This is a genomic window from Pseudomonas sp., from assembly GCF_030684895.1.
Taxonomy (GTDB): Bacteria; Pseudomonadota; Gammaproteobacteria; order Pseudomonadales; family Pseudomonadaceae; genus Aquipseudomonas.
The window spans coordinates 1-23,148 of sequence record NZ_JAUXXP010000053.1; the positions used below are offsets into that span (position 1 = coordinate 1).

30 protein-coding genes and 1 tRNA gene are annotated in these 23,148 nt (G+C 60.0%); 20 read left to right on the forward strand and 11 right to left on the reverse strand.

Annotated elements, in window-relative coordinates; all coding sequences use genetic code 11:
* From Q8M42_RS11650 to Q8M42_RS11700, 11 genes are all read left to right on the forward strand, one after another.
* The coding region (locus Q8M42_RS11650) for an OprD family outer membrane porin (RefSeq protein ID WP_305284044.1) at nucleotides 1-141 on the forward strand (141 nt) is incomplete at its 5' end.
* 130 nt (nucleotides 142-271) lie between these two features.
* Entirely contained in the window at nucleotides 272-1,264 is a 993-nt protein-coding gene (locus tag Q8M42_RS11655; protein ID WP_304866256.1) for an aliphatic sulfonate ABC transporter substrate-binding protein, read from the forward strand.
* Nucleotides 1,265-1,267: 3 nt separating this feature from the next.
* Complete coding sequence (locus Q8M42_RS11660) at nucleotides 1,268-2,092, forward strand: ABC transporter permease (protein WP_304866259.1); 825 nt, start codon at nucleotides 1,268-1,270, stop codon at nucleotides 2,090-2,092.
* A 2-nt stretch (nucleotides 2,093-2,094) separates the two neighbouring features.
* On the forward strand, nucleotides 2,095-2,826 hold the full coding sequence (locus tag Q8M42_RS11665) for an ABC transporter ATP-binding protein (protein WP_304866262.1): 732 nt from the start codon (nucleotides 2,095-2,097) through the stop codon (nucleotides 2,824-2,826).
* Between the two features lie 371 nt (nucleotides 2,827-3,197).
* A complete protein-coding gene (locus tag Q8M42_RS11670; RefSeq protein WP_282876218.1) occupies nucleotides 3,198-3,836 on the forward strand; it encodes a peroxiredoxin in 639 nt (212 codons plus the stop codon).
* Between the two features lie 154 nt (nucleotides 3,837-3,990).
* Nucleotides 3,991-4,584 carry an NADPH-dependent FMN reductase gene (gene ssuE / locus Q8M42_RS11675; RefSeq protein ID WP_304866269.1) on the forward strand — a complete coding sequence of 198 codons (594 nt, stop codon included), beginning with the start codon at nucleotides 3,991-3,993 and terminating at the stop codon, nucleotides 4,582-4,584.
* Between the two features lie 90 nt (nucleotides 4,585-4,674).
* Nucleotides 4,675-5,655, forward strand: coding sequence for a sulfonate ABC transporter substrate-binding protein (locus Q8M42_RS11680; RefSeq protein WP_304866272.1), 981 nt, complete (start codon nucleotides 4,675-4,677; stop codon nucleotides 5,653-5,655).
* Between the two features lie 93 nt (nucleotides 5,656-5,748).
* The gene (gene ssuD / locus Q8M42_RS11685; RefSeq protein ID WP_304866274.1) at nucleotides 5,749-6,897 is read left to right on the forward strand and encodes an FMNH2-dependent alkanesulfonate monooxygenase; all 1,149 of its coding nucleotides are present in this window, start codon (nucleotides 5,749-5,751) and stop codon (nucleotides 6,895-6,897) included.
* A gap of 103 nt (nucleotides 6,898-7,000) precedes the next feature.
* Nucleotides 7,001-7,795, forward strand: a complete 795-nt coding sequence (ssuC, locus tag Q8M42_RS11690) for an aliphatic sulfonate ABC transporter permease SsuC (RefSeq protein WP_304866276.1) — start codon at nucleotides 7,001-7,003, stop codon at nucleotides 7,793-7,795.
* Nucleotides 7,792-8,592, forward strand: a complete 801-nt coding sequence (gene ssuB / locus Q8M42_RS11695; RefSeq protein ID WP_304866278.1) for an aliphatic sulfonates ABC transporter ATP-binding protein — start codon at nucleotides 7,792-7,794, stop codon at nucleotides 8,590-8,592. The genes ssuC and ssuB overlap by 4 nt, the downstream gene beginning before the upstream one ends.
* Before the next feature lie 89 nt (nucleotides 8,593-8,681).
* Nucleotides 8,682-8,897: a molybdopterin-binding protein gene (locus Q8M42_RS11700; protein ID WP_056842174.1), complete on the forward strand. Its 216-nt coding sequence runs from the start codon at nucleotides 8,682-8,684 to the stop codon at nucleotides 8,895-8,897.
* 91 nt (nucleotides 8,898-8,988) lie between these two features.
* Here the strand turns inward: Q8M42_RS11700 and Q8M42_RS11705 are convergent, their stop codons facing one another.
* Both Q8M42_RS11705 and Q8M42_RS11710 read right to left on the reverse strand, forming a co-directional pair.
* The gene (locus Q8M42_RS11705; RefSeq protein ID WP_304866291.1) at nucleotides 8,989-9,801 is read right to left on the reverse strand and encodes an OmpA family protein; all 813 of its coding nucleotides are present in this window, start codon (nucleotides 9,799-9,801) and stop codon (nucleotides 8,989-8,991) included.
* Nucleotides 9,798-10,202, reverse strand: coding sequence for a DUF4398 domain-containing protein (locus Q8M42_RS11710; protein WP_304866293.1), 405 nt, complete (start codon nucleotides 10,200-10,202; stop codon nucleotides 9,798-9,800). The genes Q8M42_RS11705 and Q8M42_RS11710 overlap by 4 nt, the downstream gene beginning before the upstream one ends.
* Before the next feature lie 481 nt (nucleotides 10,203-10,683).
* On the opposite strand from Q8M42_RS11710, the gene Q8M42_RS11715 reads away from it, so the two are divergent.
* Complete coding sequence (locus Q8M42_RS11715) at nucleotides 10,684-11,238, forward strand: hypothetical protein (protein ID WP_304866295.1); 555 nt, start codon at nucleotides 10,684-10,686, stop codon at nucleotides 11,236-11,238.
* Between the two features lie 10 nt (nucleotides 11,239-11,248).
* Here Q8M42_RS11715 and Q8M42_RS11720 read toward each other — a convergent pair whose 3' ends face one another.
* A complete protein-coding gene (locus Q8M42_RS11720) occupies nucleotides 11,249-11,977 on the reverse strand; it encodes a serine protease (protein ID WP_304866298.1) in 729 nt (242 codons plus the stop codon).
* Between the two features lie 101 nt (nucleotides 11,978-12,078).
* A complete protein-coding gene (locus tag Q8M42_RS11725) occupies nucleotides 12,079-12,231 on the reverse strand; it encodes a hypothetical protein (protein WP_304866301.1) in 153 nt (50 codons plus the stop codon).
* Between Q8M42_RS11725 and Q8M42_RS11730 the strand changes: the two genes are divergently transcribed.
* The gene (locus Q8M42_RS11730) at nucleotides 12,230-12,445 is read left to right on the forward strand and encodes a general stress protein CsbD (protein WP_275963543.1); all 216 of its coding nucleotides are present in this window, start codon (nucleotides 12,230-12,232) and stop codon (nucleotides 12,443-12,445) included. The two genes, Q8M42_RS11725 and Q8M42_RS11730, sit on opposite strands and share 2 nt — an antisense overlap.
* A 12-nt stretch (nucleotides 12,446-12,457) precedes the next feature.
* Here Q8M42_RS11730 and Q8M42_RS11735 read toward each other — a convergent pair whose 3' ends face one another.
* Nucleotides 12,458-13,030: a hypothetical protein gene (locus tag Q8M42_RS11735; protein ID WP_304866308.1), complete on the reverse strand. Its 573-nt coding sequence runs from the start codon at nucleotides 13,028-13,030 to the stop codon at nucleotides 12,458-12,460.
* A gap of 306 nt (nucleotides 13,031-13,336) precedes the next feature.
* Between Q8M42_RS11735 and Q8M42_RS11740 the strand changes: the two genes are divergently transcribed.
* Together Q8M42_RS11740 and Q8M42_RS11745 are read left to right on the forward strand one after the other, a co-directional pair.
* Nucleotides 13,337-13,873, forward strand: coding sequence for a DUF3087 domain-containing protein (locus Q8M42_RS11740; protein WP_304866349.1), 537 nt, complete (start codon nucleotides 13,337-13,339; stop codon nucleotides 13,871-13,873).
* 144 nt (nucleotides 13,874-14,017) lie between these two features.
* A complete protein-coding gene (locus Q8M42_RS11745) occupies nucleotides 14,018-14,560 on the forward strand; it encodes an N-methyl-D-aspartate receptor NMDAR2C subunit (protein WP_304866311.1) in 543 nt (180 codons plus the stop codon).
* A 250-nt stretch (nucleotides 14,561-14,810) separates the two neighbouring features.
* Here the strand turns inward: Q8M42_RS11745 and Q8M42_RS11750 are convergent, their stop codons facing one another.
* Both Q8M42_RS11750 and Q8M42_RS11755 read right to left on the reverse strand, forming a co-directional pair.
* Entirely contained in the window at nucleotides 14,811-16,073 is a 1,263-nt protein-coding gene (locus Q8M42_RS11750; RefSeq protein WP_304866314.1) for a hypothetical protein, read from the reverse strand.
* A 45-nt stretch (nucleotides 16,074-16,118) separates the two neighbouring features.
* Nucleotides 16,119-16,868, reverse strand: coding sequence for a hypothetical protein (locus tag Q8M42_RS11755; RefSeq protein WP_304866317.1), 750 nt, complete (start codon nucleotides 16,866-16,868; stop codon nucleotides 16,119-16,121).
* Between the two features lie 389 nt (nucleotides 16,869-17,257).
* Between Q8M42_RS11755 and Q8M42_RS11765 the strand changes: the two genes are divergently transcribed.
* A tRNA-Ser gene (locus Q8M42_RS11765) sits at nucleotides 17,258-17,347 on the forward strand.
* Nucleotides 17,348-17,445: 98 nt separating this feature from the next.
* Here Q8M42_RS11765 and Q8M42_RS11770 read toward each other — a convergent pair.
* The 4 genes from Q8M42_RS11770 to Q8M42_RS11790 form a co-directional block, all read right to left on the reverse strand.
* Nucleotides 17,446-17,730: a type II toxin-antitoxin system RelE/ParE family toxin gene (locus tag Q8M42_RS11770; RefSeq protein ID WP_304866320.1), complete on the reverse strand. Its 285-nt coding sequence runs from the start codon at nucleotides 17,728-17,730 to the stop codon at nucleotides 17,446-17,448.
* Nucleotides 17,727-18,005 carry an antitoxin of toxin-antitoxin stability system gene (locus Q8M42_RS11775; protein WP_304866323.1) on the reverse strand — a complete coding sequence of 93 codons (279 nt, stop codon included), beginning with the start codon at nucleotides 18,003-18,005 and terminating at the stop codon, nucleotides 17,727-17,729. The genes Q8M42_RS11770 and Q8M42_RS11775 overlap by 4 nt, the downstream gene beginning before the upstream one ends.
* Nucleotides 18,006-18,434: 429 nt before the next feature.
* On the reverse strand, nucleotides 18,435-19,019 hold the full coding sequence (nfuA, locus tag Q8M42_RS11785; RefSeq protein ID WP_304866329.1) for a Fe-S biogenesis protein NfuA: 585 nt from the start codon (nucleotides 19,017-19,019) through the stop codon (nucleotides 18,435-18,437).
* 110 nt (nucleotides 19,020-19,129) lie between these two features.
* The gene (locus tag Q8M42_RS11790) at nucleotides 19,130-19,810 is read right to left on the reverse strand and encodes an alpha/beta family hydrolase (protein WP_304866332.1); all 681 of its coding nucleotides are present in this window, start codon (nucleotides 19,808-19,810) and stop codon (nucleotides 19,130-19,132) included.
* 105 nt (nucleotides 19,811-19,915) lie between these two features.
* Here Q8M42_RS11790 and ccoN point away from each other — a divergent pair, with 105 nt between their 5' ends.
* The 4 genes from ccoN to ccoP are packed head-to-tail and all read left to right on the forward strand — an operon-like array spanning nucleotide 19,916 to nucleotide 23,115.
* The gene (gene ccoN / locus Q8M42_RS11795) at nucleotides 19,916-21,367 is read left to right on the forward strand and encodes a cytochrome-c oxidase, cbb3-type subunit I (RefSeq protein WP_304866335.1); all 1,452 of its coding nucleotides are present in this window, start codon (nucleotides 19,916-19,918) and stop codon (nucleotides 21,365-21,367) included.
* On the forward strand, nucleotides 21,367-21,975 hold the full coding sequence (gene ccoO, locus Q8M42_RS11800) for a cytochrome-c oxidase, cbb3-type subunit II (RefSeq protein WP_304866338.1): 609 nt from the start codon (nucleotides 21,367-21,369) through the stop codon (nucleotides 21,973-21,975). Before ccoN ends, ccoO begins: the two co-directional genes overlap by 1 nt.
* Before the next feature lie 4 nt (nucleotides 21,976-21,979).
* Nucleotides 21,980-22,180, forward strand: coding sequence for a cbb3-type cytochrome c oxidase subunit 3 (locus Q8M42_RS11805; RefSeq protein WP_304866340.1), 201 nt, complete (start codon nucleotides 21,980-21,982; stop codon nucleotides 22,178-22,180).
* Entirely contained in the window at nucleotides 22,177-23,115 is a 939-nt protein-coding gene (ccoP, locus tag Q8M42_RS11810) for a cytochrome-c oxidase, cbb3-type subunit III (protein WP_304866343.1), read from the forward strand. The genes Q8M42_RS11805 and ccoP overlap by 4 nt, the downstream gene beginning before the upstream one ends.
* Nucleotides 23,116-23,148: the final 33 nt, after the last annotated feature.

The window sequence follows — 23,148 nt, forward strand, 5'->3', positions numbered from 1 at the left end:
TTCCGTTTGGACTACGCCCTGCAGGACGGCCCGCTGAAAGGCCTGGGTTTCTCCTGGCGTAATGCGACCTTCCGCAGCAACGCCGCGACCGATCTGGACGAGAACCGCCTGATCGTCAGCTACAGCCTGCCGCTGCTCTAAGGCCGGCCTGCAATAACACATCCCAGTGTGTACCGGCCTGACCACAGGCCGGTTTTATTGACGCTTTATCCTGACCTGAAGTGCCCGTCCACGGGTCGACAGGCGACAACCCCAAGCAGAGGAAAGGACCATGAGTCTGTTCAATCTGCGTCGGGGGCTGACCGCCCTGTTTGTGGCGATTCTGCCTGCCGGCGCCTATGCCGAAACACCCAAAGAAGTCCGCCTGGACTACGCCTATTACGCCCCCACCAGCCTGGTACTCAAGCAACAAGGCCTGCTTGAAAAAGCCCTCGCGCCGCAAGGCATCAGTGTCAAATGGGTATTCAGCCAGGGCAGCAACCGCTCGCTGGAATACCTCAATGGTGGCAGCACCGACTTTGCCTCCACTGCCGGTCTAGCCGCTGTACTGAGCCGCGCCAATGGCAGCCCGATCAACACCGTCTACGTGGCCAGCCGTCCGGAATGGACCGCCCTGGTCGTGCCCAAAGATTCGCCGATCAACAGCCTGGCTGATCTGAAAGGCAAGAAAATCGCCGCCACCAAAGGCACCGATCCCTTCCTGTTCCTTCTGCAAAGCCTGCAGAAAGCCGGGTTGGACAAGAACGCCGTGGAAATCGTCCACCTGCAGCACCCTGATGGCCGCACCGCCCTCGAACGTGGCGATGTCGACGCCTGGGCCGGGCTTGATCCGCTGATGGCCGCCAGCCAACTGCAAGCCGGTTCGCGCCAGCTGTACCGCAACCTCGATTTCAACAGCTACGGCGTGCTCAGCGTGACCGAGAAATTCGCCGCCACTCAACCTGAGCTGATCAAGCAGGTGATCGCTGCCTACGAACAGGCCCGCGAGTGGGCCATTGCCAACCCGGATGCCCTGGCCCAGCTGCTCGCCGACGAAGCCAAGCTGCCGCTGGAAGTGGCCAAGCTGCAACTGTCGCGTACCGACTTCAGCAACTCGCAGCCCGGCGCCGAGCATATCGCCGCACTGAAAGCCGCCGCGCCGATCCTGCTGGACGAGCAACTGGTTCGCCCAGGCACTGACGTGGCCAAGGTGGTGGATCAACTGATCAGCCCGCAACTGGCTGCCAGCGTGATCAAGCAAGCCGTCGCCAAGGCGAGCCACTAAGTCATGGGTACCCTCAACCTCAGGCTTAGCCGTTGGGCCGAGCGCTTACCCAGCCTGCGTCCATCGCTGGCCAATCTGCGTGGTTGGGCGGTACCCCTGGCGCTGCTGCTTGGCCTGGAAGCGCTGGTGCGTTTCGGCGTGTTGCCCTCGCACCAGATGCCCGCCCCCACTCAAGTGGCGCAAACCCTGTTCAACCTGGCCGTCAGTGGCGAATTGCTGCGGCATATCAATGCCAGCCTGCTGCGGGTGGCTGCCGGCTTTCTGATCGGTGCCAGTCTGGCTATCGTGATTGGCACCTGGGTCGGCCTTAGCCGCCGCGCCGAGGCCTACCTGGAGCCAACCTTTCAGGCGCTTCGGGCGATTCCCAGCCTGGCCTGGGTACCGCTGCTGCTGCTCTGGCTGGGCATTGATGAAACGCCCAAGGTGGTGCTGATCGCCCTGGGTGCATTCTTTCCGGTGTACCTGGCGCTGCTGGCCGGTATCCGCAATATCGACCGCAAGCTGGTCGAGGTCGGCCAGCTGTATCAGCTCAGCCGCTTTGCCCTGGTGCGGCGGATTCTTCTGCCGGCCGCTCTGCCCAACCTGTTTACCGGGCTGCGCGGGGCGCTGAGCCTGAGCTGGATGTTCCTCGTGGCGGCCGAGCTGATTGCCGCCACCCGTGGCCTTGGCTACCTGCTCAGTGATGGCCGGGAAACCTCGCGACCGGACCTGGTGATTGCCGCCATTCTCCTGCTGGCGGTGTTCGGCAAGCTTAGCGACAGCCTGCTCAAGTACTGGGAAACCCGCGCCCTGAGCTGGCGCGACAGTTATCAGGGCGGGGAGAACTGAGCATGAGCGCACTCCTGCAACTGCAGAACATTCACAAAGCCTACGACGGCCTGCGCGTACTCGACGATGTCAGCCTGAGCCTGGCGCCCGGCGAAATCGTCAGCCTGCTCGGCCCCAGCGGTTGCGGCAAAAGCACCCTGCTGCGCATCGCCGCCGGGCTCGATCAGGACTTCAGCGGCGCGCTGGAATTCAACCCACTGCTGCAGTTCGGCCGTGGCACCGGCATCGGCGTGGTGTTTCAGGAGCCGCGGCTGATGCCCTGGCTGAATGTCGCGCAGAACGTCAGCTTCGCTGATGGCTGGATTGCCGATGAAAAATGGGTGCAGCAACTGCTGCGCGATGTCGGCCTCAGCGGCCATGCCAACGCCCTGCCCAAACAGCTTTCCGGCGGCCAGGCGCAGCGCGCGGCGATTGCCCGCGGGCTGTATGGCAGGCCTCACATATTGCTGCTCGATGAGCCGTTCAGCGCGGTGGACGCCTTCACCCGCATGAAACTGCAGGACCTGCTCAGCGAGCTGGCCGAGCGCTATGAAATCGCCGTACTGCTGGTTACCCACGATCTGGACGAGGCGTTCTACCTGAGCGACCGCGTACTGATCCTCGGCGGCACACCCAGCCGCCTGCAACGCGAACTGGCGGTGCCGCTGGCGCGGCCACGGGATCGGCGCTCGGCCGAACTGGCCTACCTGCGTGGCGAGGCCCTGACCGAGCTGTACCAGTCCCACGCGATATAACCAGATTCCTCAGGTGGAATATTTACCGGGCGCATGCCCGGTTTTTTTGTCTGCGTGCCCATTAGGTGTTGCACAGCGCTTTTGTAGGGTGGGTTAGCGGCGCTGGGGTTGGTTATAGGGGCACCACGCAATTGAGTGCCGCGTAACCCACCATCGTGGTTTGCCGGTAGATCGCCATGGTGGGTTATGGCGCGTTGAGAGTCGATGGTGTTTGTCTGATCCCGGTTCGCGCCTGGCCCACCCTACGCATTACTGCCTCACCAATCGCATATTCTTTTAAGTGCTAAATAAATGGTTATTTATTCTTTTTAAAATCTAAAAAGCCTAAGCATAGTGAGCACCACGTAACGACCTACCCAAGGAGAACACACATGACCATCCGCCTCGGCGATATCGCCCCCGACTTCGAACAGGACTCCAGTGAAGGCCGCATTCGCTTCCACGAATGGCTGGGCAATAGCTGGGGCGTGCTGTTCTCCCACCCGGCTGACTTCACCCCGGTGTGCACCACCGAACTGGGTTTCACCGCCAAGCTCAAAGAGCAGTTCGCCGAACGCGGCGTCAAGGCCATTGCCCTGTCGGTTGACCCGGTGGACTCGCACCTGAAGTGGATCGACGACATCAACGAAACCCAGAACACCAAGGTCAACTTCCCGATCCTGGCCGACGCTGATCGCAAGGTCTCCGACCTCTACGACCTGATCCACCCGAACGCCAACGACACCCTGACCGTGCGCTCGCTGTTCATCATCGACCCGAATAAGAAAGTGCGCCTAACCATCACCTACCCGGCCAGCACCGGGCGCAACTTCCACGAGATCCTGCGGGTGATCGACTCGCTGCAACTGACCGACAACCACAAGGTCGCCACCCCAGCCAACTGGGTGGATGGTGATGAGGTGGTGATCGTGCCGTCGCTCAAGGATGAGGACGAAATCAAGCAGCGCTTCCCCAAAGGCTACCGCGCCGTGAAACCTTATCTGCGTCTGACCCCGCAGCCGAACCGCTAAGAACCTGTTTACGATCTGCTGCGCGTCGGCCCTGCTGCGTTAAAAACAGACTCGGAATGCTCATGTACAAAAGTACACTCCGCGTCCTCGCCTGTTTTTGCCTTGCATTGCTCTAGCTCGCGAGATCGTAAATAGGCTCTAAGGAGCCCGAATAATGCTGGTCGTATCCCTGGGCGGCAGCCCGAGCCTGAAATCACGCAGCAATATCCTGCTTGATCGCGCCAAACACTGGTTACAACTGCGCGGGGTTGAAGTGATCAGCTACCAGGTGCGTGATTTCAATGCCGAAGACCTGCTGTTTGCCAATTTCGGCAGCCCGGCCGTGCAGCAACTGATTGAACAGGTAGAGCGCGCCGACGGCGTGATCGTCGCCACACCGGTGTACAAGGCGTCGTTTTCCGGCGCACTGAAGACCCTGCTCGATGTGCTGCCCGAACGCGCGCTGAACCACAAGGTGGTGCTACCCATTGCTACCGGTGGCAGCAGCGCGCACATGCTGGCCGTGGACTACGCGCTCAAGCCGGTATTGGCGGCGCTGAAAGCCCAGGAAATGCTGCACGCGATCTTTGCTGACGACAGCCAGATTGCCTACGGCGAGAACGGCGCACCGGCGCAACTGGCACCGGCCCTGGAACAGCGTTTGGATGATGCCTTGCAGCACTTCCAGCAGGCCCTGGCGCGCCGTCCGGCACCGATTGATCCAGGCGTGCTGAATGATCGGCTGATCAACGCCCGCTGGAGTATCTGACACACCGCAACACGCTTCACCCCACCTTACTCGCCCGCCAACGGGCAAGCAGGTCGCAAGCCAATAACCCCAACAGCAAAGGAGAGCGCTATGCGCACTGTTACTTTGCGTCGGAGTCTGGTCGCCCTGTTTGCCGCGGCCATTTCTTTCGGCGCCATCACCCAAGCACAAGCTACTTCTCAGGATAAAAGCGTCTTGCGAATCGGCTATCAGAAATACGGCACCCTGGTGCTGCTCAAAGCCAAGGGCACCCTGGAAAAACGGCTGGCTGACAAGGGCATCGACGTTAAATGGACCGAGTTCCCCGGCGGCCCGCAGCTGCTCGAAGGGCTGAACGTCGGCTCGGTGGACTTCGGCACAACCGGCGAAACTCCACCGGTATTTGCCCAGGCCGCCGGCGCGGACCTGCTGTATGTCGCCTATGAGCCACCGGCGCCGACCAGCGAAGCCATTCTGGTGCCGAAAGACTCGCCGCTGAAATCGGTCGCCGATCTCAAGGGCAAGAAAATCGCCCTAAACAAAGGCTCCAACGTGCACTACCTGCTGGTACGCGCCCTGGAAGACGCCGGCCTGAAATACAGCGACATCCAACCGGTGTACCTGCCGCCTGCCGATGCCCGCGCCGCCTTCGAGCGTGGCAGCGTCGACGCCTGGGTGATCTGGGACCCCTTCCAGGCCGCCGCCGAAAATCAGCTGCAAGCACGCACCCTGCGTGATGGCCAAGGCCTGGTGAACAACCACCAGTTCTACCTGGCGACCAAGCCCTACGCCGAGAAAAACCCGGAAGTGGTTGAAGTGCTGATCGACGAAATTCGCGGCATTGGCGAATGGACCAAAAACAACAGCGCTGAAGCCACCGCCCAGGTCGCGCCACTGCTGGGTCTGTCGGCAGAAATTACCCGCGTTGCCGTCGAGCGCCAGAGCTATGGCGCCCAGCTGATCACCCCGCAAGTGATCGAGGCGCAGCAGAAGATCGCCGACACCTTTACCGATCTGAAGCTGATCCCCAAGCGCCTGGTCATCAAGGATGTGATCTGGAGCCCGGCCAGCAAAGTCGCAACAGCCCAATAACCCCCGTAGCCCGGATGCAATCCGGGAGGTCTCGACACCTACCCCGGATTACATCCGGGCTACAGGTCAGTAATTCACTAAGGAGACCACTCCATGAGCTTGAATATTTTCTGGTTCCTGCCCACCCATGGCGACGGCAAATACCTGGGCACCGCCGAGGGCGCACGCGCCGTCGATCACGGTTACCTGCAGCAGATTGCCCAAGCAGCCGACCGCCTTGGCTTTGGCGGTGTACTGATCCCGACTGGACGTTCCTGCGAGGACTCCTGGCTGGTGGCAGCATCGCTGATTCCCGTGACCCAGCGCCTGAAATTCCTTGTCGCCCTGCGCCCCGGGATCATTTCCCCGACGGTGGCGGCGCGTCAGGCCGCGACCCTTGATCGCCTCTCTGGCGGCCGCGCGCTGTTCAACCTGGTGACCGGTGGCGACCCGGATGAGCTGGCCGGCGATGGCCTCAACCTGTCCCACGCCGAACGCTACGAAGCCTCGGTGGAATTCACCCGCATCTGGCGCCGCGTGCTGGAAGGTGAAGTGGTCGACTACGACGGCAAACATATTCAAGTCAAAGGCGCCAAACTGCTCTACCCGCCTATTCAACAACCGCGTCCGCCGCTGTATTTCGGCGGCTCGTCGGACGCTGCGCAGGACCTGGCCGCCGAGCAGGTCGAGCTGTACCTGACCTGGGGCGAGCCGCCGGCCGCCGTGGCCGAGAAGATTGCAGCAGTGCGTGAAAAGGCCGCCGCTCAAGGCCGTGAAGTGCGCTTCGGCATCCGCCTGCATGTGATCGTGCGCGAAACCAATGCCGAGGCCTGGGCTGCCGCCGACAAGCTGATCAGCCATGTCGACGACGACACCATCGCCCGCGCCCAGGCCTCCCTGGCGCGCTTCGACTCGGTCGGCCAACAGCGCATGGCCGCCCTGCACGGCGGCAGCAAGGACAATCTGGAAGTGTCCCCCAACCTCTGGGCCGGGGTCGGCCTGGTGCGCGGCGGTGCCGGCACGGCACTGGTTGGCGATGGCCCGACCGTGGCCGCGCGGGTCAAGGAATACGCCGAGCTGGGCATCGACACCTTCATCTTCTCCGGCTATCCGCACCTGGAAGAGTCGTACCGGGTTGCCGAGCTGCTGTTCCCGCACCTGGACGTCAACCGCCCACAAGCTCCGACTGGCGCCGGCTATGTCAGCCCGTTCGGCGAGATGGTCGCCAACGACATTCTGCCCAAGGCGGCTTCGGCCAGTTGATGCAATGCCGTAGGAGCGGGCCATGCCCGCGAACCATAAATACCTCGCGGGCATGGAACTAGTCGTCCCCCCCCGCTCCTACAAAGACCTGATGGGGTTTGCAATGAGCAATACAACCTTACACAACCTGGCCCTGCGCCTGGCCCCCTGGGCCTTGCCGGTGGCACTGCTGACGGCCTGGCAACTGGCGGTGGTCAGCGGCCTGCTGTCCACGCGCATTCTGCCGGCCCCCAGCGCGGTGCTGAGCGCCGGCTGGGAGCTGCTGCGCAGCGGCGAAATATGGACCCACCTGGCCATCAGCGGCTGGCGTGCCGGTATCGGCTTTGCCATCGGTGGCGGCCTGGGCCTGTTGCTGGGTTTTATCACTGGCCTGTCGAAATGGGGCGAGCGCTTCCTCGACAGCTCGGTGCAGATGATCCGCAACGTGCCGCACCTGGCGCTGATTCCGCTGGTGATCCTCTGGTTCGGCATTGATGAGAGCGCAAAGATCTTTCTGGTCGCCCTCGGCACCCTGTTCCCGATCTACCTGAATACCTACCACGGCATCCGCAACGTCGACCCGGCGCTGGTGGAAATGGCGCGCAGCTATGGCCTGTCCGGCTTCAGCCTGTTCCGTCAGGTGATCCTGCCCGGCGCCCTGCCGTCGATCCTGGTCGGTGTGCGTTTCGCCCTGGGCTTTATGTGGCTGACCCTGATCGTCGCGGAAACCATTTCCGCCAGCTCCGGCATCGGCTACCTGGCGATGAACGCCCGCGAATTCCTGCAAACCGATGTGGTGGTACTGGCCATTCTGCTCTACGCCGTACTCGGCAAGCTGGCGGATGTGGCTGCGCGCACGCTTGAGCGAATCTGGCTGCGCTGGCACCCGGCCTATCAGGTCAAGGGAGGTGGACAATGACTGCGCTGCACACACTCAAACGTGGCCTGCCGCTGGCGATCAACGGCATTCACAAGGCCTTCGGCGAACGCGAAGTGCTGAAGCATGTTCAGCTGAACATTCCCGCCGGGCAGTTTGTCGCCGTGGTCGGTCGCAGCGGCTGCGGCAAGAGCACCCTGCTGCGCCTGCTCGCCGGTCTGGATGTGCCCACACAAGGCGAACTACAAGCCGGTAATGGCTCGCTGGCCGCCTCACGCGAAGACATTCGCCTGATGTTCCAGGACTCGCGTCTGCTGCCCTGGAAGCGAGTGATCGACAACGTCGGCCTGGGCCTGTCCGGCAACTGGCGGCTGCAAGCGCAACAGGCGCTGGAAGCCGTTGGCCTGGCGGATCGCGCCAATGAATGGCCTGCCGCTTTATCTGGCGGACAGAAACAACGTGTAGCCCTGGCCCGTGCGCTGATCCACCAACCGCGCCTGCTGCTGCTCGACGAGCCGCTCGGCGCACTGGATGCCCTGACCCGCATCGAGATGCAGCAACTGATCGAACGCCTGTGGCAACAGCACGGTTTCACCGTACTGCTGGTGACCCACGATGTCAGCGAAGCGGTGGCGATTGCTGACCGGGTGATTCTGATCGAAGACGGCCAGGTCGGCCTGGATATCAACGTCGACCTGCCCCGTCCGCGTCAACGCGCCTCGGCCCGCCTGGCGGCTGTTGAGGAACAGGTGCTTAACCGCGTGCTGTCGCTGCCCGAACTGCCACCGCAACCCGAACCCATTTCACCCTTGCCCACGCAGTTGCGCTGGGCGCTTTAAACCAGCCCGTGCCCGGATGCAATCCGGGAGCGGTGCAAAATACTCCCGGATTGCATCCGGGCTACTTAAGACCTGAAAGGAGCATCACCATGACCATTAAAGCCATTAACGTACGCAACCAGTTCAAAGGCACCATCAAGGAAATCGTGCTGGGCGACGTACTCTCGGAAATCGACGTACAGACCGCCTCGGGTATCGTCACCTCGGTGATCACCACCCGTTCGGTAAAAGAGCTGGAACTGGGTGTGGGCAGCGAAGTGATTGCCTTCGTCAAATCCACCGAGGTGTCGATCGCTAAGCTGTGAGCGGCAAACCCAGCGCAGGTCGGAAAGGTTCCGACCTGCGGTTGCCTGCTTTCGACAAGATCAGCAAGGGCTGCAGATCAGCTAGCGGGCATCAGCGTTGCGAGGCCATGTCCTGGCTGATGATGATTTCCACCCGCCGATTCATCTGCCGGCCTGAAGCCGATTCATTTCCGGCAACCGGCATGCTTTCGCCTTTACCTGATGCGCCCAGACGGCTTGGGGAAACACCCTGGCTGGTCAGGTAATGCATCACCGAGTCGGCCCGGCGCTGCGACAGGCTGAGGTTCATTTCTTCGCTGCCGACGCTGTCGGTATGCCCTTCAATCAGCACCTGACGCTCGGGATTCTGATTGAGAAAAATCGCCAGTTTGCCCAGGTTATTCGCCGTGCCCGCACGCAACTCGGCGCGCCCCGTGGCGAACAGCAGATCGCCCAGGGTCATCACCAGGCCACGCTCGGTCTCTTTAGCATTTAACTCATCAATCTGTTGCTGCAGCTGGCTGTTCTGCCGCTGCGCCTGATCGGCCTCGCGGGTGCGTGAATCCAGGCGTGCGCCTTCGCGTTGTTCGCTCAAGGTCCTGCGCTGGTCTTCATAGAGGCGCGTCTGCGCCAGGGCCATGGCGATTTCCACCTTACGGTCAGCCATCACCACCAGGTGCTGGCCCAGGGCCTGTTCCTCGGCCTGTTCCTTGCGCGGCTGTTCGGCAACGATCACCGCATCTTCGGCGGCCTTGAGTGCTACCGGCGCGCGGGTATTGAGCTGTGGATCGGCTTGCAAGCGGGTGAGCTTGCCGCGCACATCGGCGGCGCCTTGCGGCATGCTCGGTTGCGCAGCGCAACCAGCCAACGCCAGGCTGATGGCGCTGACCAGCAGCAGGTGCTTGGCGTTATGAGCAAGGTTCATTGTTGAGCTCCCGTGTTGCGTTGCATTTCCTGTTTCAGGCTGTTGGTACTTTTCTGCATTTCGTCATTGACCACCTTGGCCTTGGTCGCCTGCGACTTGGCCAGGGCCAGCTCGGCCTCAACCCGCGACTGATCGGCCAGGCGCTCGGCCAGCAGCATCTCTTCACGCACGACCGCGGCATTGGCGGCGGTAAGTTTCTCCCGCGCGACGCCCAGCTCCGGCGAGGCGTAATCGGCCACACGGGCCTGTTCGGCATTGCTGATCGCCGACTCAGCAGCTTGCAACGCCTGGCTCGGCGGCAGCGGTGGTGAGGCGCAGGCGCTGAGCATCAGCAGCCCGGCGCAGAGGCCGGCAAAACGCAACGCAGCCACGCCATCAACGATGGATGAAGTCCTGTTCATAGGAATGTCCTCAAAAACAATTACGGATAAGCACGTCGCAGCGTTCGCCGCGTGCGCGCCCAGGTGGGCTAAGCCACAGCGCTCGATCAGCGCTGCAGACAGCATTCTCGGGTGTCGGGGTCTATGGCATGGCGCTCTGCGCCAGGCTCATGGCAATCAGCAGGCTGCACACGGCGAGGACGGCATAAGCAATGGCAAACGCCAGCAAGAGCGGGCGGTACTGGATTTTCATCACGCATCTCCGACGATTAATGCACAGGCAAGTGCAGGCTGACCGCCAACTTGAAACACGGCACTCACGCCACGGCTGCAGCTCGCCGGGAGCGACAATCGCAGCTCGGCGAAGGCCTGTCGGTACGCTGGCGCGCATAGCCGCCTGCCGCAGTTCAGCCTGCGTACGCCGGCGCACAGACACGCCCATAAGCGGCGCCTAAGCTGGCGTTTCAACCGTCGACGACGGTTCAGGATCAGGAGCAACACCATGGATCTCTACCGTCACCACGTCTCAGGCTTCTTTACCCAGCGCAGCACCGCCGAACAGGCGTTGGCCCAGTTGATTCAGCGCGGCATGCACAGCGAACAACTGCAGATAGTCGCCGGCAACGCCGATGCCCCACCTGCCCCGGCGCCACAGGCGAAAAGCAACAGGGTGCTCAGGGACATGCTGATCGACATCAGCATCGGCGCAGGGATTGGTATCGGCATTGGCGCCTTGATCGCGGTAGCGCTGATTGTCAGTGACGTCAGTCTGTTCCACGCCAGCCCGATGCTTGCGCCCTTCTCCCTGATGGGCATGGGTGGCTTTATCGGCGGTTTTCTCGGCAGCGTAATTGGCGCCTCAGCGGCCCCGGGGCAGCATCAGGGGCGCTTTGCCAAGCTGGTGAGCAACGCCATTACCCACAGTGATGTGGTGCTGGTGGCACAGACCCACAACGAGCAGGAAACCAGCATGGCCCGTGAGGTGATCAAGGCCACGGCAGGCTTGGTCAAGGACATCAATATGGCCCCGGCGCCCGAGCTGCAGACGCAACGTTGAGCTCAGGGCTCTACTCAGTCAGGGTCAGCAGAATATCGGCATACCAGGTGCAGTTGAGCCCCAGGGCCTCGTCCACCTCGACATCCCGACTACCCAGATCGAGCCGCGCCGAATGCACGCCCAGCAGCACCCAAGGCAACTCATCCGTCTCACTGTTCGCTATGCGCATCACCACTGGCGCGCCACTGGTGCCGCGGTGCGTGCGGGCATCGGTAAGAAAGTAGCCCTGGCCCTGAAAACGCAGGCCGAATGACGACGCCACCACGGCATGCCGTACCACCGCGATATGGTGCAGGGTATCGTGAAAACCCAGGGGGAAACCCACCACCAGCAACGAGGTGCCGACCTCCACCGGGGTTTGCGGCTGCAGCAGGTGCTGCGGGGTAAAGGCGTGATAGACCATGCTCTCAGGCAGCGCCGCACGCTTGATCTCCAGCACCGCCACATCCACCTCACCGGCGCCATCGCAGCCCTGCCGCCAAAGGCTCAGGCCATCGCGATAAAGCGGCATGGAAAAGCCGGTGGTCTGCGCCACATTGTGCAGATCGGTGTGCACTTCGATCTCGATGCGATCAGGAAAATGCTGGCTCGGCTCATCGATCATCACGTGCCGGCTGGTCACCAGAAACAGGCGCTCATCTCGGGCGAAGTAAAAGCCGCTGGCGTTGGTCAGCAACTGCTCACCGGCAAAGGTACAGACGCGTGCAGCCGTCAGCAGCACAGGTTCGATCATCGACATTGCGGCATATCCTTGAGGTGGCGAAAGGCGTCCAGAACAGGCCCATGAGGCTCTAAACAGAGCAATTGCCACGCCACATAAGCTGCGGCGCGGCAAGCAGGCTAGCGGCGCAGCACCATGGCGTCGGTACGCCAGCCCGCATAAGCGCTGTAGCGCACCGACTGGCTGTGCCAACCATGACAAGCTCGTCTGAGGACAATGCCGTTCTGACCGTACAACCGGCCCAGACTGGCCACCTCAGGAGCACCACACATGAGCAGACCCCTTGCCGAAATCATCCAGAAAAACTGGCGCAAACTGGCCGGCCTGGCCCTGATCGTCTGGGACGAGCTGACCCTGGATGAACTGATCAAATCCGAAGGCGATGAACAAAAACTGACCAACCTGGTGCAGCAGCGCTACGACATGCCCCGCGAGGACGCCAGCAAGCAGGTCATAAGCTTCTTTGAAAGGCACCGCACCAGCTGACAACGCGCCGCCTCACTTCAAGCGGTAGCGCGCCAGCTCAGCCGGCGTCAGCACACGCATGCGCCGTGGCTCGGTGCTGTTGATCGCCTCAAGCAGCTCGGGCGGGATCTGCATTTCTTTGAAGTAAGCCGCCTGAGTGGCCCGGCTCGGCCCGAAGGCAGATGCCGAATGCACCGAATCACTGCCTGCATAATACGGCCGGTGAATCCCCACATAGCCGCGCACGGTTTTAGCGTGCCCCGCCGCCAGCAGGTACACACAACTGCCCTGGCATACCCCGGTGGACGGCACCAGGGCATCGAAGCCGGTCTCACGCAGCAAGCGCCCCATACGAATGGCCTCGGATACGCTGCCGCCGATGCTGTCGAGCATGACGATCTTCTTCGCGTACTTGCCCGGGTTAGCCTTGATGCCCTTGAGCAGCGCCTCGTAATCGCCCGGCGCAATATCCTCGGAGACCTTGGCGACGAGAATCCGCCCAAGGCTCTTATGCTGCCCGGCCTGCACCTCGACCTTGGCCAACGCGGCGCCCGCACACAGCGCCGCCGCGCAAAAAATCACAGCCTGAAACACAGTACGCCTCATAAACCCGGTAAATCCTTAAGCGATGCAGTCAACGGATGGGCGAAGATACCTGTTGCCGGGCAATCGCGCATAATTTGCAGCGTTTGGCAGGCCGTTGAAAAACGTAGGCGAGGCAGGCAAGACAAGGCAAAAACAGGCGAGGAAGCGGAGTTTACTGGTGTAAATGAGCATTCCGAGCCTGTTTTTAACGCAGTATTGCCAACGCAGGTAGTTTTTCAACGGTCTGCTAGCGCATGCCTCAGCAAACCCGCATGCCCTTAAGCAACGCCGCTACCACCCGCACAAGTGAGAATTCCCGTGGCCCCGATGTTCGAAATCCAGCAGCGCACTCCTGAAACCTACCGCCAGCAAACCCGCCGCAGCACCCTGACCATCGCCGCAATCTTCGTCGCCTTGGCCATGCTGCTGTCGAGCAGCGCGGTGCTGCTGTTCGGCACGCCGGGTGGCGACAACTTCCGCTGGAACCTCGGCGGGGTTATCGCCGCACTAGCGCTGACCGCAGTCCTGGTGCGCGTGCTGCTCTGGCCACAGCCCTTTATGGCGGCCGCCGTATACGGCTGGCGTCTGAAACGCAGCCTGATGCGCGTGACCAACCTGATGCACCACGTCAAAGCCGGCGTCGCCGCCCGCGACCCCGCCGCCATGCAACTGCTGCGCTTCTACCACCTGGGCCTGACCCAGATGCACCAACTGGACGGCAACACCAGCGCCCTCAGTGAAGCGGTGGCGGAAATCAATAAACACAAAGAGCGCATGGAAGAACTGGGCATGCCGACCGACCAGCCGCGACTCAATCCGGACTGGCTTGAGGCCGTGAAAAAGATCCAGCCCCTGCCCCGCTAAAGTTGATATCGGTCGGCATGCGCTGCTCGGAAGCACTTTTTGCGGAGACACACCATGAAGCCACTTATAAACCCGCCACATGGCTGCCTCATCAACTCTTGGCAACGCGCATGGCACAACCTGAATCTGCCTGCAGCGGACGGTTTGTTCGAGCGCCTGCTGGCCGCGTATAACGAGCCGCATCGCCACTACCACACGCAACAACATCTCGCTGAATGCCTCGAGCATTTCGACGCGGTGCTTGCCCTTGCGGTCGAGCCGGGTGAAGTGGAAATCGCCCTGTGGTTTCACGATGCAATCTACGCACTGCGCGGATCAGACAATGAACTGCGCAGCGCCGACTGGGCCGTGCAGGCATTGGCGGCAAGCGGAGCCACAACGCAAGTGCAGACGCGGGTTCACAGCCTGATCATGGCCACCCGCCACAACGCCACGCCCAGCGATGCCGACCAGCAACTGCTCGTCGACATTGACCTGGCCATACTCGGCGCCGCCCCTGAGCGCTTTAGCGAATACGACCGCCAGGTACGCGCGGAATATAGCTGGGTGCCTGGCCTGCTCTATCGCATCAAACGCAAGGCAGTGCTCAAGCACTTCCTCACACGCGACCACCTCTACAGCACAAGCCACTTCCGAGATCGGTACGAGCAACAGGCCAGGGTCAATCTGCTGGCGGCGATTGGATAAGCGCAAGCAAAGGGTTGCTTCATTGCCCACAAACAAAAGGCCCTGAAACCTTTAACGTTTTCAGGGCCTTCGGTATTTCGATATGACAGGAAGGTAGGGATTTTGAACCCGTCTGTGAGCGTTTCAGTACGTGCCAAACCCGTTCAATACCGGGCTTACGCCTACATCACCAGCTCGTTTCGGTTCAATTCGGCACAGTGTTTCGACACTTTGTCGACACACGAGCCTGCCATATCTACTCACTGCAACATCAATTTTCGTACCTGAGAATGCTGCACAAGCGGGCGGGGCCAACATACGTTGCAGCAGGAATGATGACTTTGCCGTCAGCCTGGATGCTTATTCTGTTTGGGCTATCCTGGGCTCCAGCATGGTCGTAATGAGCAAACCCGTTCACCCCAAAGCTAGTGACCAGCGCACCGGTTGTGTCTGCCTTGAAGGTCAGCAGATCCTTGGAAACAGTCGTGCCGAGAGACGAATACCCAGCTGCAATAGTTTCCCCAGAAGGATGTGCTGCTATGTCGAGCACTTCATCCTTCAGGATTGGAGAGTCGAACTCAACATAGCCGGCGCCATTGCCGTATGTGGTATCAAGAGGCGAGGCACCTGTAGGATTCAAGCGCGCGATAAAGGCATTCGATCCCTTCCTACCGGCGACAAGCAACTTACCATCAGCTTGTACGACTGCAGTTTGTATGACAGTACCGGTTCCAATATTCAGGGTATAGAGGCCGCTCGCTCCAAAATTCACACCGGACGTGCCGGGGGCTGGAAGCTTCTTAATTTTATTGCCTGTAAGAACTCCGAACGTGGTCAAATCCGGTGAGAGGGCAATATCCATTAGCGTACCCGCGGCAAACGTCGCACGACCTTTGGGTACCGAGGTATCAAAAGTACCGTTCTCTCTTATTCTCGTGATAGTGGCAGAAAAAGTTATATTGGTAGTTGGACTCATATTGGAGGTCGACCCAACAATTAAACGCCCATCAGGCAAAACCTCCAGCTCTACCGGGCGATCTTCTTTAGGCCCCTCAGGCTCAACGCTGACATATTGAGAATAAGATATATAGCCCAAGCCACCATTAAACCCAGCATCCAAACTGCCGTTAGGCAAAAGCATTGCAACGTAAATATCGTTATAAACAACATTGGTAGATCGAGCTAAAGCCAGCACTGCAATCTTTCCGTTATAAAGCGTCTCCGCATCCAAAACAGTTAACGAGTAACCACCTACGGGCCTAGGAAGATCGGCAACTCCAGCATTCCCAAAAGAAGTATCTAACGCCAAGCCATTCGAGTCGTATTTTTTGACAAATCCATCGCCGGCTGATGTTGTGCCAGCAAGCAGAAGCCCATCAGACGCAGGAATTGTTTTCGCTACACCGCTACAGGAAGGCACATTCAAAACCCCACTAGTACCGAATGTGTTATCTAAATCCCCCGGTGCCGAATATGCTCCCGCAGAAGCGATGAGCGAGCAAATAGCCAAGCATAACTTTCCTTTTTTAAACATAATGCTTCCTTCTTCTGGTTGATTTACTTATCTATTAACAGATACCTAGCCCATCGGGCTAAAACTGCTCGACGCTGAACAATAACGCTGCTTCATACGATCACTATGATCCTGGCGATCATTTTCGTAGCGCGCTCGCCATGCTCTGCACTCATCGTGGTAATGCTGTTTGGCGGCTTTGCGGCATTCGCGGTAGTCGATTGAGCCTTTGCTGTGGTTGGCGCATACGCTACTGCTGTCGATGTAATTATTAACGGCTACCCACTCTGCCAGGTAGTTTGTGCCGCCATTCCAGCTTTTGATCCACTTCAAGGTGTGCTCTCGCCTTACGGCGTTGGTCTTTCTTTCGTTACTGGTGCTGGCCGCTGCAACCTGTGTGTAGGTTGGCGGTGTGTAGGTGCTGGCCGGCTGTTTGGGGGTGTAGTTGTTGTCGTTGAATGAGTTCTGGCTTCGCTGTACCGCTAGCGCGGCTTGCTGCTCTGACCATTCAATATCAGCTTGGTTAGGCGATGGCTGGGCAACCTGTGGGGCGGGCTCGAAATGCGCAGGGGCCTCTTGGATGGAGTGCGGGGGTTCGCTGTAGGTTTGGGCTGGCTGCTCGCTGAAAACCGGCTGACCGCCAATACGGATGGCCTGTTTAAGCTGGTTAACATCGATCACGATTGGCTTGGCAAACAGCGCGATCAATCCCCATGTAATCGCTGAGCCAACGCCCAGGATAACGACGGTACGCCAAGGGGATTGCTTCTTGTTGTTGCGTATATAGTCCGGCGCATCATCCCAGTCTGAGTTCATTAATGCTTCCTTGCCGCCCACCTAGTTACTGGAAGTAGCTTTGTTCTCTTTTATGCATGGTGGAAATACCACACGGATAGTGACGGAACGAACATGGAACGGGAAGAGCTGGAACCTTCGACGCTGATAGGCCCGCAACAGGACGTTAAAACCGTCGAATCCTGGGCGGAGCGCAACGGCCTTGGCTGAGGCGCATTCCGCATCTTAGCCATGACGGTGGCTACGGAAGATGGATACGCGCATGCCTTCATCGGTGATTGTTTAGCCTTGCACTAGCCAGATTTCGCCCCAGCCTACCGCCTTTGATCGCAAGCATCTGAAAGTATGTGAAAAATTTCAAACCAGGGGTTCGCCAAACGCACTTCAGCTGTTATCATGCGCGCCGCCACGGGAAGATGCCGGAGTGGCCGAACGGGACGGATTCGAAATCCGTTGTGTTAGCGATAGCACCTAGGGTTCAAATCCCTATCTTCCCGCCATATCGCAGTACTGAAGCCCCTGAAACTCCTAGAGTTTCGGGGGCTTTTGCTATCTGCGGCATGCAAACGCTCGAAAAGGTGTCGAAAGTGGGCTGAGGCTAGCCCTGGAGCGGCGGCCACATTCTGGCGACATGCACCAGGGCGAGAATCCAGACCGCGTCAGTCTCAGCCTGATAAACGAGGCGATAGTTTTCGTGGGGAATCAGCTCACGAGTACCGGCAACCGATCCCAGCCGCCCCTTTTGGGGAAAGTCAGCAGGGGTGGATGCAGCCGCGCTGAACAGTTTATCCATGTGCACGGCAGCGCTAGGGCTCTCAGTGGCGATGTATTCCCAGATATCCAGACGATCCTGCAGGGCCTCGGGCGCCCAAATAACCTTCATTCGTGGCCTTGAGCCTTAGCACGGCGAGCGGCGAATTCAGCTTCTACATCATCGTTAGATCGCCCACGACCGGCCTCTACCGAGGCCCTGGCTACCGCAACCTTGCGTTGCACGAATTCATCATGCTCTTTGGCCTGTTGCTGCTGGCGGATGAAATCGCGCATAAGGTCACGCATGACCTGAGAGGCCGGCAGGTGTGCAGCTTGGGCGGCTGCCATAAATCCTTCGCGTAGCTCGGGTTCCAACTTCAAATTGAAAACGGCTTCTTTGGCCATGGTGCGCCCCCCAAGTAAATTCGTATCTACAACGTATATACGTTGTATGTATGCTAAACAATGCACGCCGCATAGGAAAGCACAGGTCATCGGCTATGGCTGAGGTGCGATGATGCTTAGAAAGCGCTGATGATCGCTAGCCGGGCCGAATTTGACGGCATTCTGCAGGTGATCGGGTGCCAGGGTATATAGCGCATGGCCATGACCAAGGTGGTATACCCCAGGCTCTTCTGCAAGGTCAAAGTGCTCCCGCCAGTCATGACGAAATGGCTGGCGAATGTGCGTTGCAGTACGCGCGAGGACTGGCCAGCAGGAGCGGCCAGGGGTTTTTGCGTTTCAGGGCGATCAATAAATGTCGCAAGCGCGATGCAGGCTGAAAGGCACAAAAAAATGCCCGCAGATCGCGGGCATTATTGTTTAGCCATCTACTTAGTAGTAGGCGTTTTCCTTGTTGGTGTGGTCCGTTACGTCACGCACGCCTTTCAATTCAGGAATGCGTTCAAGCAGGGTTTTCTCGATGCCTTCCTTGAGCGTCAGGTCAACCTGGCCGCAGCCCTGGCAGCCACCGCCGAATTTCAATACGGCGATGCCGTCATCAACCACGTCGATCAGGCTGACTTCGCCGCCATGACTGGCCAGACCGGGGTTGATCTCGGTCTGCAGGTAGTAGCTGATGCGCTCGTTGATCGGGCTGTCTTCATTGACCATCGGCACTTTGGCGTTCGGCGCCTTGATGGTCAGCTGGCCGCCCATGCGGTCGGTGGCGTAGTCGACCACGGCATCTTCCAGAAACGGCTCGCTAACGGCATCGATCCAGGCGGTGAAACTGGCCAGACCGAGCGCGGTGTCTTCGGCCTTTTGCTCGCCCGGCTTGCAGTAGGCAATGCAGGTTTCGGCGTACTGGGTGCCCGGCTGGGTGATAAATACGCGGATGCCGATGCCCGGGGTGCTCTGCTTGCTCAGCAGGTCAGCCAGATAATCGTGGGCAGCGTCGGTAATGGTAATGGTGCTCATGGCAACTCCTCGCAAACATGCGCGCAGTGTACGCCACTCGCCAGCGCCGGCAAAGTCCTAGTGTTTTAGTAGGAATAGCACTTATTCGCTAAACGCCAGTCGCCACGGGCTTATGCGCAGAGAAACTGCGCAATCGCATCGGCCGCCGCTTGCATGTGCTGTTGATGAGTAAAGCCTGAGCTTTTCAGCGGTTTGAGGTCATGGTCGCCCGCTGTCAGCCAATGCAATTTGATTGTCTCAGACAACACATAGCCCGCCACCGCCTGGCGATTCCCCAGAGCATCACGCTCACCTTGGATAATCAGCGTTGGCGTGCGCAGCTCGGCTAGGTGTGAGACCCGCGGCTTTTCCGGCTTGCCGACGGCATAGAAGGGATAACCCAGGCACACCAGCGCATCGGCGCCCAACTCATCGGCCAGCAAGCTGGCCATGCGTCCGCCCATGGATTTGCCGCCAATGGCCAGCGGCCCTGCGACCTGTTGGCGCACCTGGCCGTACACCTCACGCCACTGTTCTAGGAGTTTGGCCTGGGGGTTGGGTGGGCGCTTCTTACCGTCCAGCCGCCGCGCCGCCATGTAGTCAAACTCGAAGCGCAGTACGGCAACTCCATGCACGGCAAGGCTTTGCGCCATGGTTTGCATGAACTCGCTGTCCATTGGCGCACCGGCGCCATGGGCCAGAATCAAGGTAGCGCGCGTCTCACCAAGCGGGCGATCCCACAACCAACTGCCATCACCCTGCCACTGCGCGCATTGATCCCCGTCAATACCCGCCTCACGCCCTTTGCTCATGCTTGCCTCGCTTAAAAACCATTCGGACTGCGACGCTGATCGTACAGGCGCGCAGCCATGGATTTTCGATGATTGGTCTATAACCGTGGATGGAAGCCCCCTGAAATGAACATAACCAGGAACACAGCAACCAGTTCCGCCTACAACTACAAGGTGGTTCGCCAATTCGCCATCATGACGGTGGTGTGGGGCATTGTCGGGATGGGGCTCGGCGTGTTTATCGCCGCGCAACTGGCCTGGCCCGAACTCAACTTCAACCTGCCGTGGACCAGCTTCGGCCGCCTGCGCCCGCTGCATACCAACGCGGTGATCTTCGCCTTCGGCGGTTGCGCGCTATTCGCCACCAGCTATTACGCCGTGCAACGCACCTCGCAGGCCACCCTGTTCGCACCCAAGCTTGCGGCCTTCACCTTCTGGGGCTGGCAACTGGTGATCGTCCTGGCGGCCATCAGTTTGCCCATGGGCTGGACCAGCTCCAAGGAGTACGCCGAGCTGGAATGGCCGATCGACATTCTGATCACCATTGTCTGGGTCAGCTACGCCGTTGTGTTCTTCGGTACGGTGATCAAGCGTAACGTCAGCCACATCTACGTGGGCAACTGGTTTTTCGGTGGTTTTATCCTCACCGTCGCGCTGCTGCACCTGGTCAACAACCTGGAAGTGCCGGTCACCCTGACCAAGTCCTACTCGGCCTATGCCGGGGCCACGGACGCGATGATCCAGTGGTGGTATGGCCACAACGCCGTGGGCTTTTTCCTCACTGCGGGCTTTCTGGGGATGATGTATTACTTCGTGCCCAAGCAGGCCGGTCGCCCGGTGTACTCCTACCGGTTGTCCATTGTGCATTTCTGGGCGCTGATTGCCGTGTACATCTGGGCCGGCCCGCATCACCTGCACTACACCGCGCTGCCGGACTGGGCGCAGAGCCTGGGCATGGTGATGTCGCTGATTCTGCTGGCGCCAAGCTGGGGCGGCATGATCAACGGCATGATGACCCTCTCCGGAGCCTGGCATAAGCTGCGTACCGACCCGATTCTGCGCTTCCTCGTTGTATCGCTGGCGTTCTACGGCATGTCGACCTTTGAAGGTCCGATGATGGCGATCAAAACCGTCAATGCCCTATCCCACTACACCGACTGGACCATCGGCCACGTACATGCCGGTGCGCTGGGCTGGGTGGCCATGGTGTCGATCGGCTCGCTCTACCACATGCTGCCGAAAGTCTTCGGTCGCGACGAAATGCACAGCATTGCTTTGATTAACGTGCACTTCTGGTTCGCCACCATTGGCACCGTGCTGTACATCGCCTCGATGTGGGTCAACGGCATCGCCCAGGGCCTTATGTGGCGCGCGGTCAACGAAGACGGCACCCTCACCTACTCCTTTGTCGAAGCACTGGAAGCCAGCCACCCCGGCTTTGTGGTGCGGGTCATCGGCGGCGCGATCTTCTTCGCCGGCATGTTGGTGATGGCCTGGAACGTCTGGCAGACCGTGCGTCACACCAAGGCTGCAGAGATGGACGCCGCCGCACAGTTTTCGCTTGAGGGAGCCCACTGATGAGACACGAAATACTCGAGAAGAACATCGGCCTGATGGCGCTGATGATGGTGCTGGCTGTGAGCATCGGCGGCCTGACGCAGATCGTCCCGCTGTTCTTTCAGGACGTCACCAATGAACCGGTGGCCGGCCTCAAGCCCTACACCGCGCTGCAACTGGAAGGCCGTGACATCTATATCCGTGAAGGCTGCGTCGGCTGCCATTCGCAGATGATCCGGCCGTTCCGCGCCGAAACCGAGCGCTACGGCCACTACTCGGTGGCTGGCGAAAGCGTCTACGACCACCCCTTCCTCTGGGGCTCCAAGCGCACGGGGCCTGACCTGGCTCGGGTTGGCGGGCGCTACTCGGATGAATGGCACCGCGCGCACCTGTACAACCCACGCAACGTGGTGCCGGAGTCAAAGATGCCTGCCTATCCATGGCTGGTGGAAAGCACCCTGGATGGCCAAGACATCGCCAAGAAAATGCAGGCCCTGCGCTTTCTCGGCGTTCCGTACAGCGAGGAAGACATCGCCGGCGCCGCCGCAGCCGTAAAAGGCAAGAGCGAGATGGATGCCATGGTCGCCTACCTGCAAGTGCTCGGCATTGCCGTGAAGAACAAGAGGTAGAGCCATGTCATTCGATTTTTTTGATATCGGCGCTCTGGATATTGGAACCGTGCGCGGCATCGGTACGGCACTGGTTCTGCTGTCGTTTGTCTGCGTCACCCTGTGGGCTTACAGCGGCAAGCGCCGCACGGCGTTCGATGAGGCCGCCCTTCTGCCCTTTGCCGATGAACCCAAGCTGGCTGCACCGAGGAGCAAGACCCCATGAGCACGTTCTGGAGCTGGTACATCACAGTGCTGACCGTCGGCACCCTGCTCGCCCTGTTCTGGCTGATTTTCGCCACCCGTAAAAGCGAAGTGCACAAGAACCCCACCGAGCAGACCATGGGGCATTCCTTCGACGGCATCGAGGAATATGACAACCCGCTGCCCAAGTGGTGGTTCATGCTGTTTATCGGCACCATCGTCTTTTCGATTGCCTACCTGGTCTTGTACCCCGGCCTGGGCAACTGGAAAGGCCTGCTGCCGGGCTATGAAGGCGGCTGGACCCAGGTCAAGCAATGGCAGCGCGAAGTGAACAAGGCTGACGAGCTGTATGGGCCGATCTTCGCCAAATATGCGGCCATGCCCCTGGAAGAAGTGGCCAAAGACGAGCAGGCGCTGAAAATGGGCGGGCGTATGTTTGCCACCTACTGCTCGGTCTGCCACGGCTCCGACGCCAAGGGCGCAGTGGGCTTCCCTAACCTCACCGACAACCACTGGCGCTGGGGCGGCGAGCCTAATGTGATCAAGACCAGCATCCTCAATGGCCGCATCGGTGCCATGCCGGCCTGGGCGGCGATCATTGGTGAAGACGGCGTGCAACAGGTTGCCGCTTATGTGCGCAAAGACCTAGCCGGCCTGCCGCTGCCCGCCGACAAAAGCTTCGATCTGCAGCAAGGCGCCGCCATCTATGCCGCCAACTGCCTGGCCTGCCACGGTGCACAAGGCAAAGGCATGGCCATGCTCGGCGCGCCTGACCTGACCAGCCCCGCTGGCTGGATCTACGGCAGCAGCCTGGTGCAGTTGCAACAGACCATCCGCCACGGCCGCAACGGCCAGATGCCAGCGCAAGAGCAGTATCTGGGCAACGACAAGGTGCATCTGCTGGCCGCTTATGTCCTAAGCCTGAGCCAGCAACAACAGAACGCCGCCGCACAGTAATCGCTAAAACCGCAGCAACCGGCTGGCGACCCC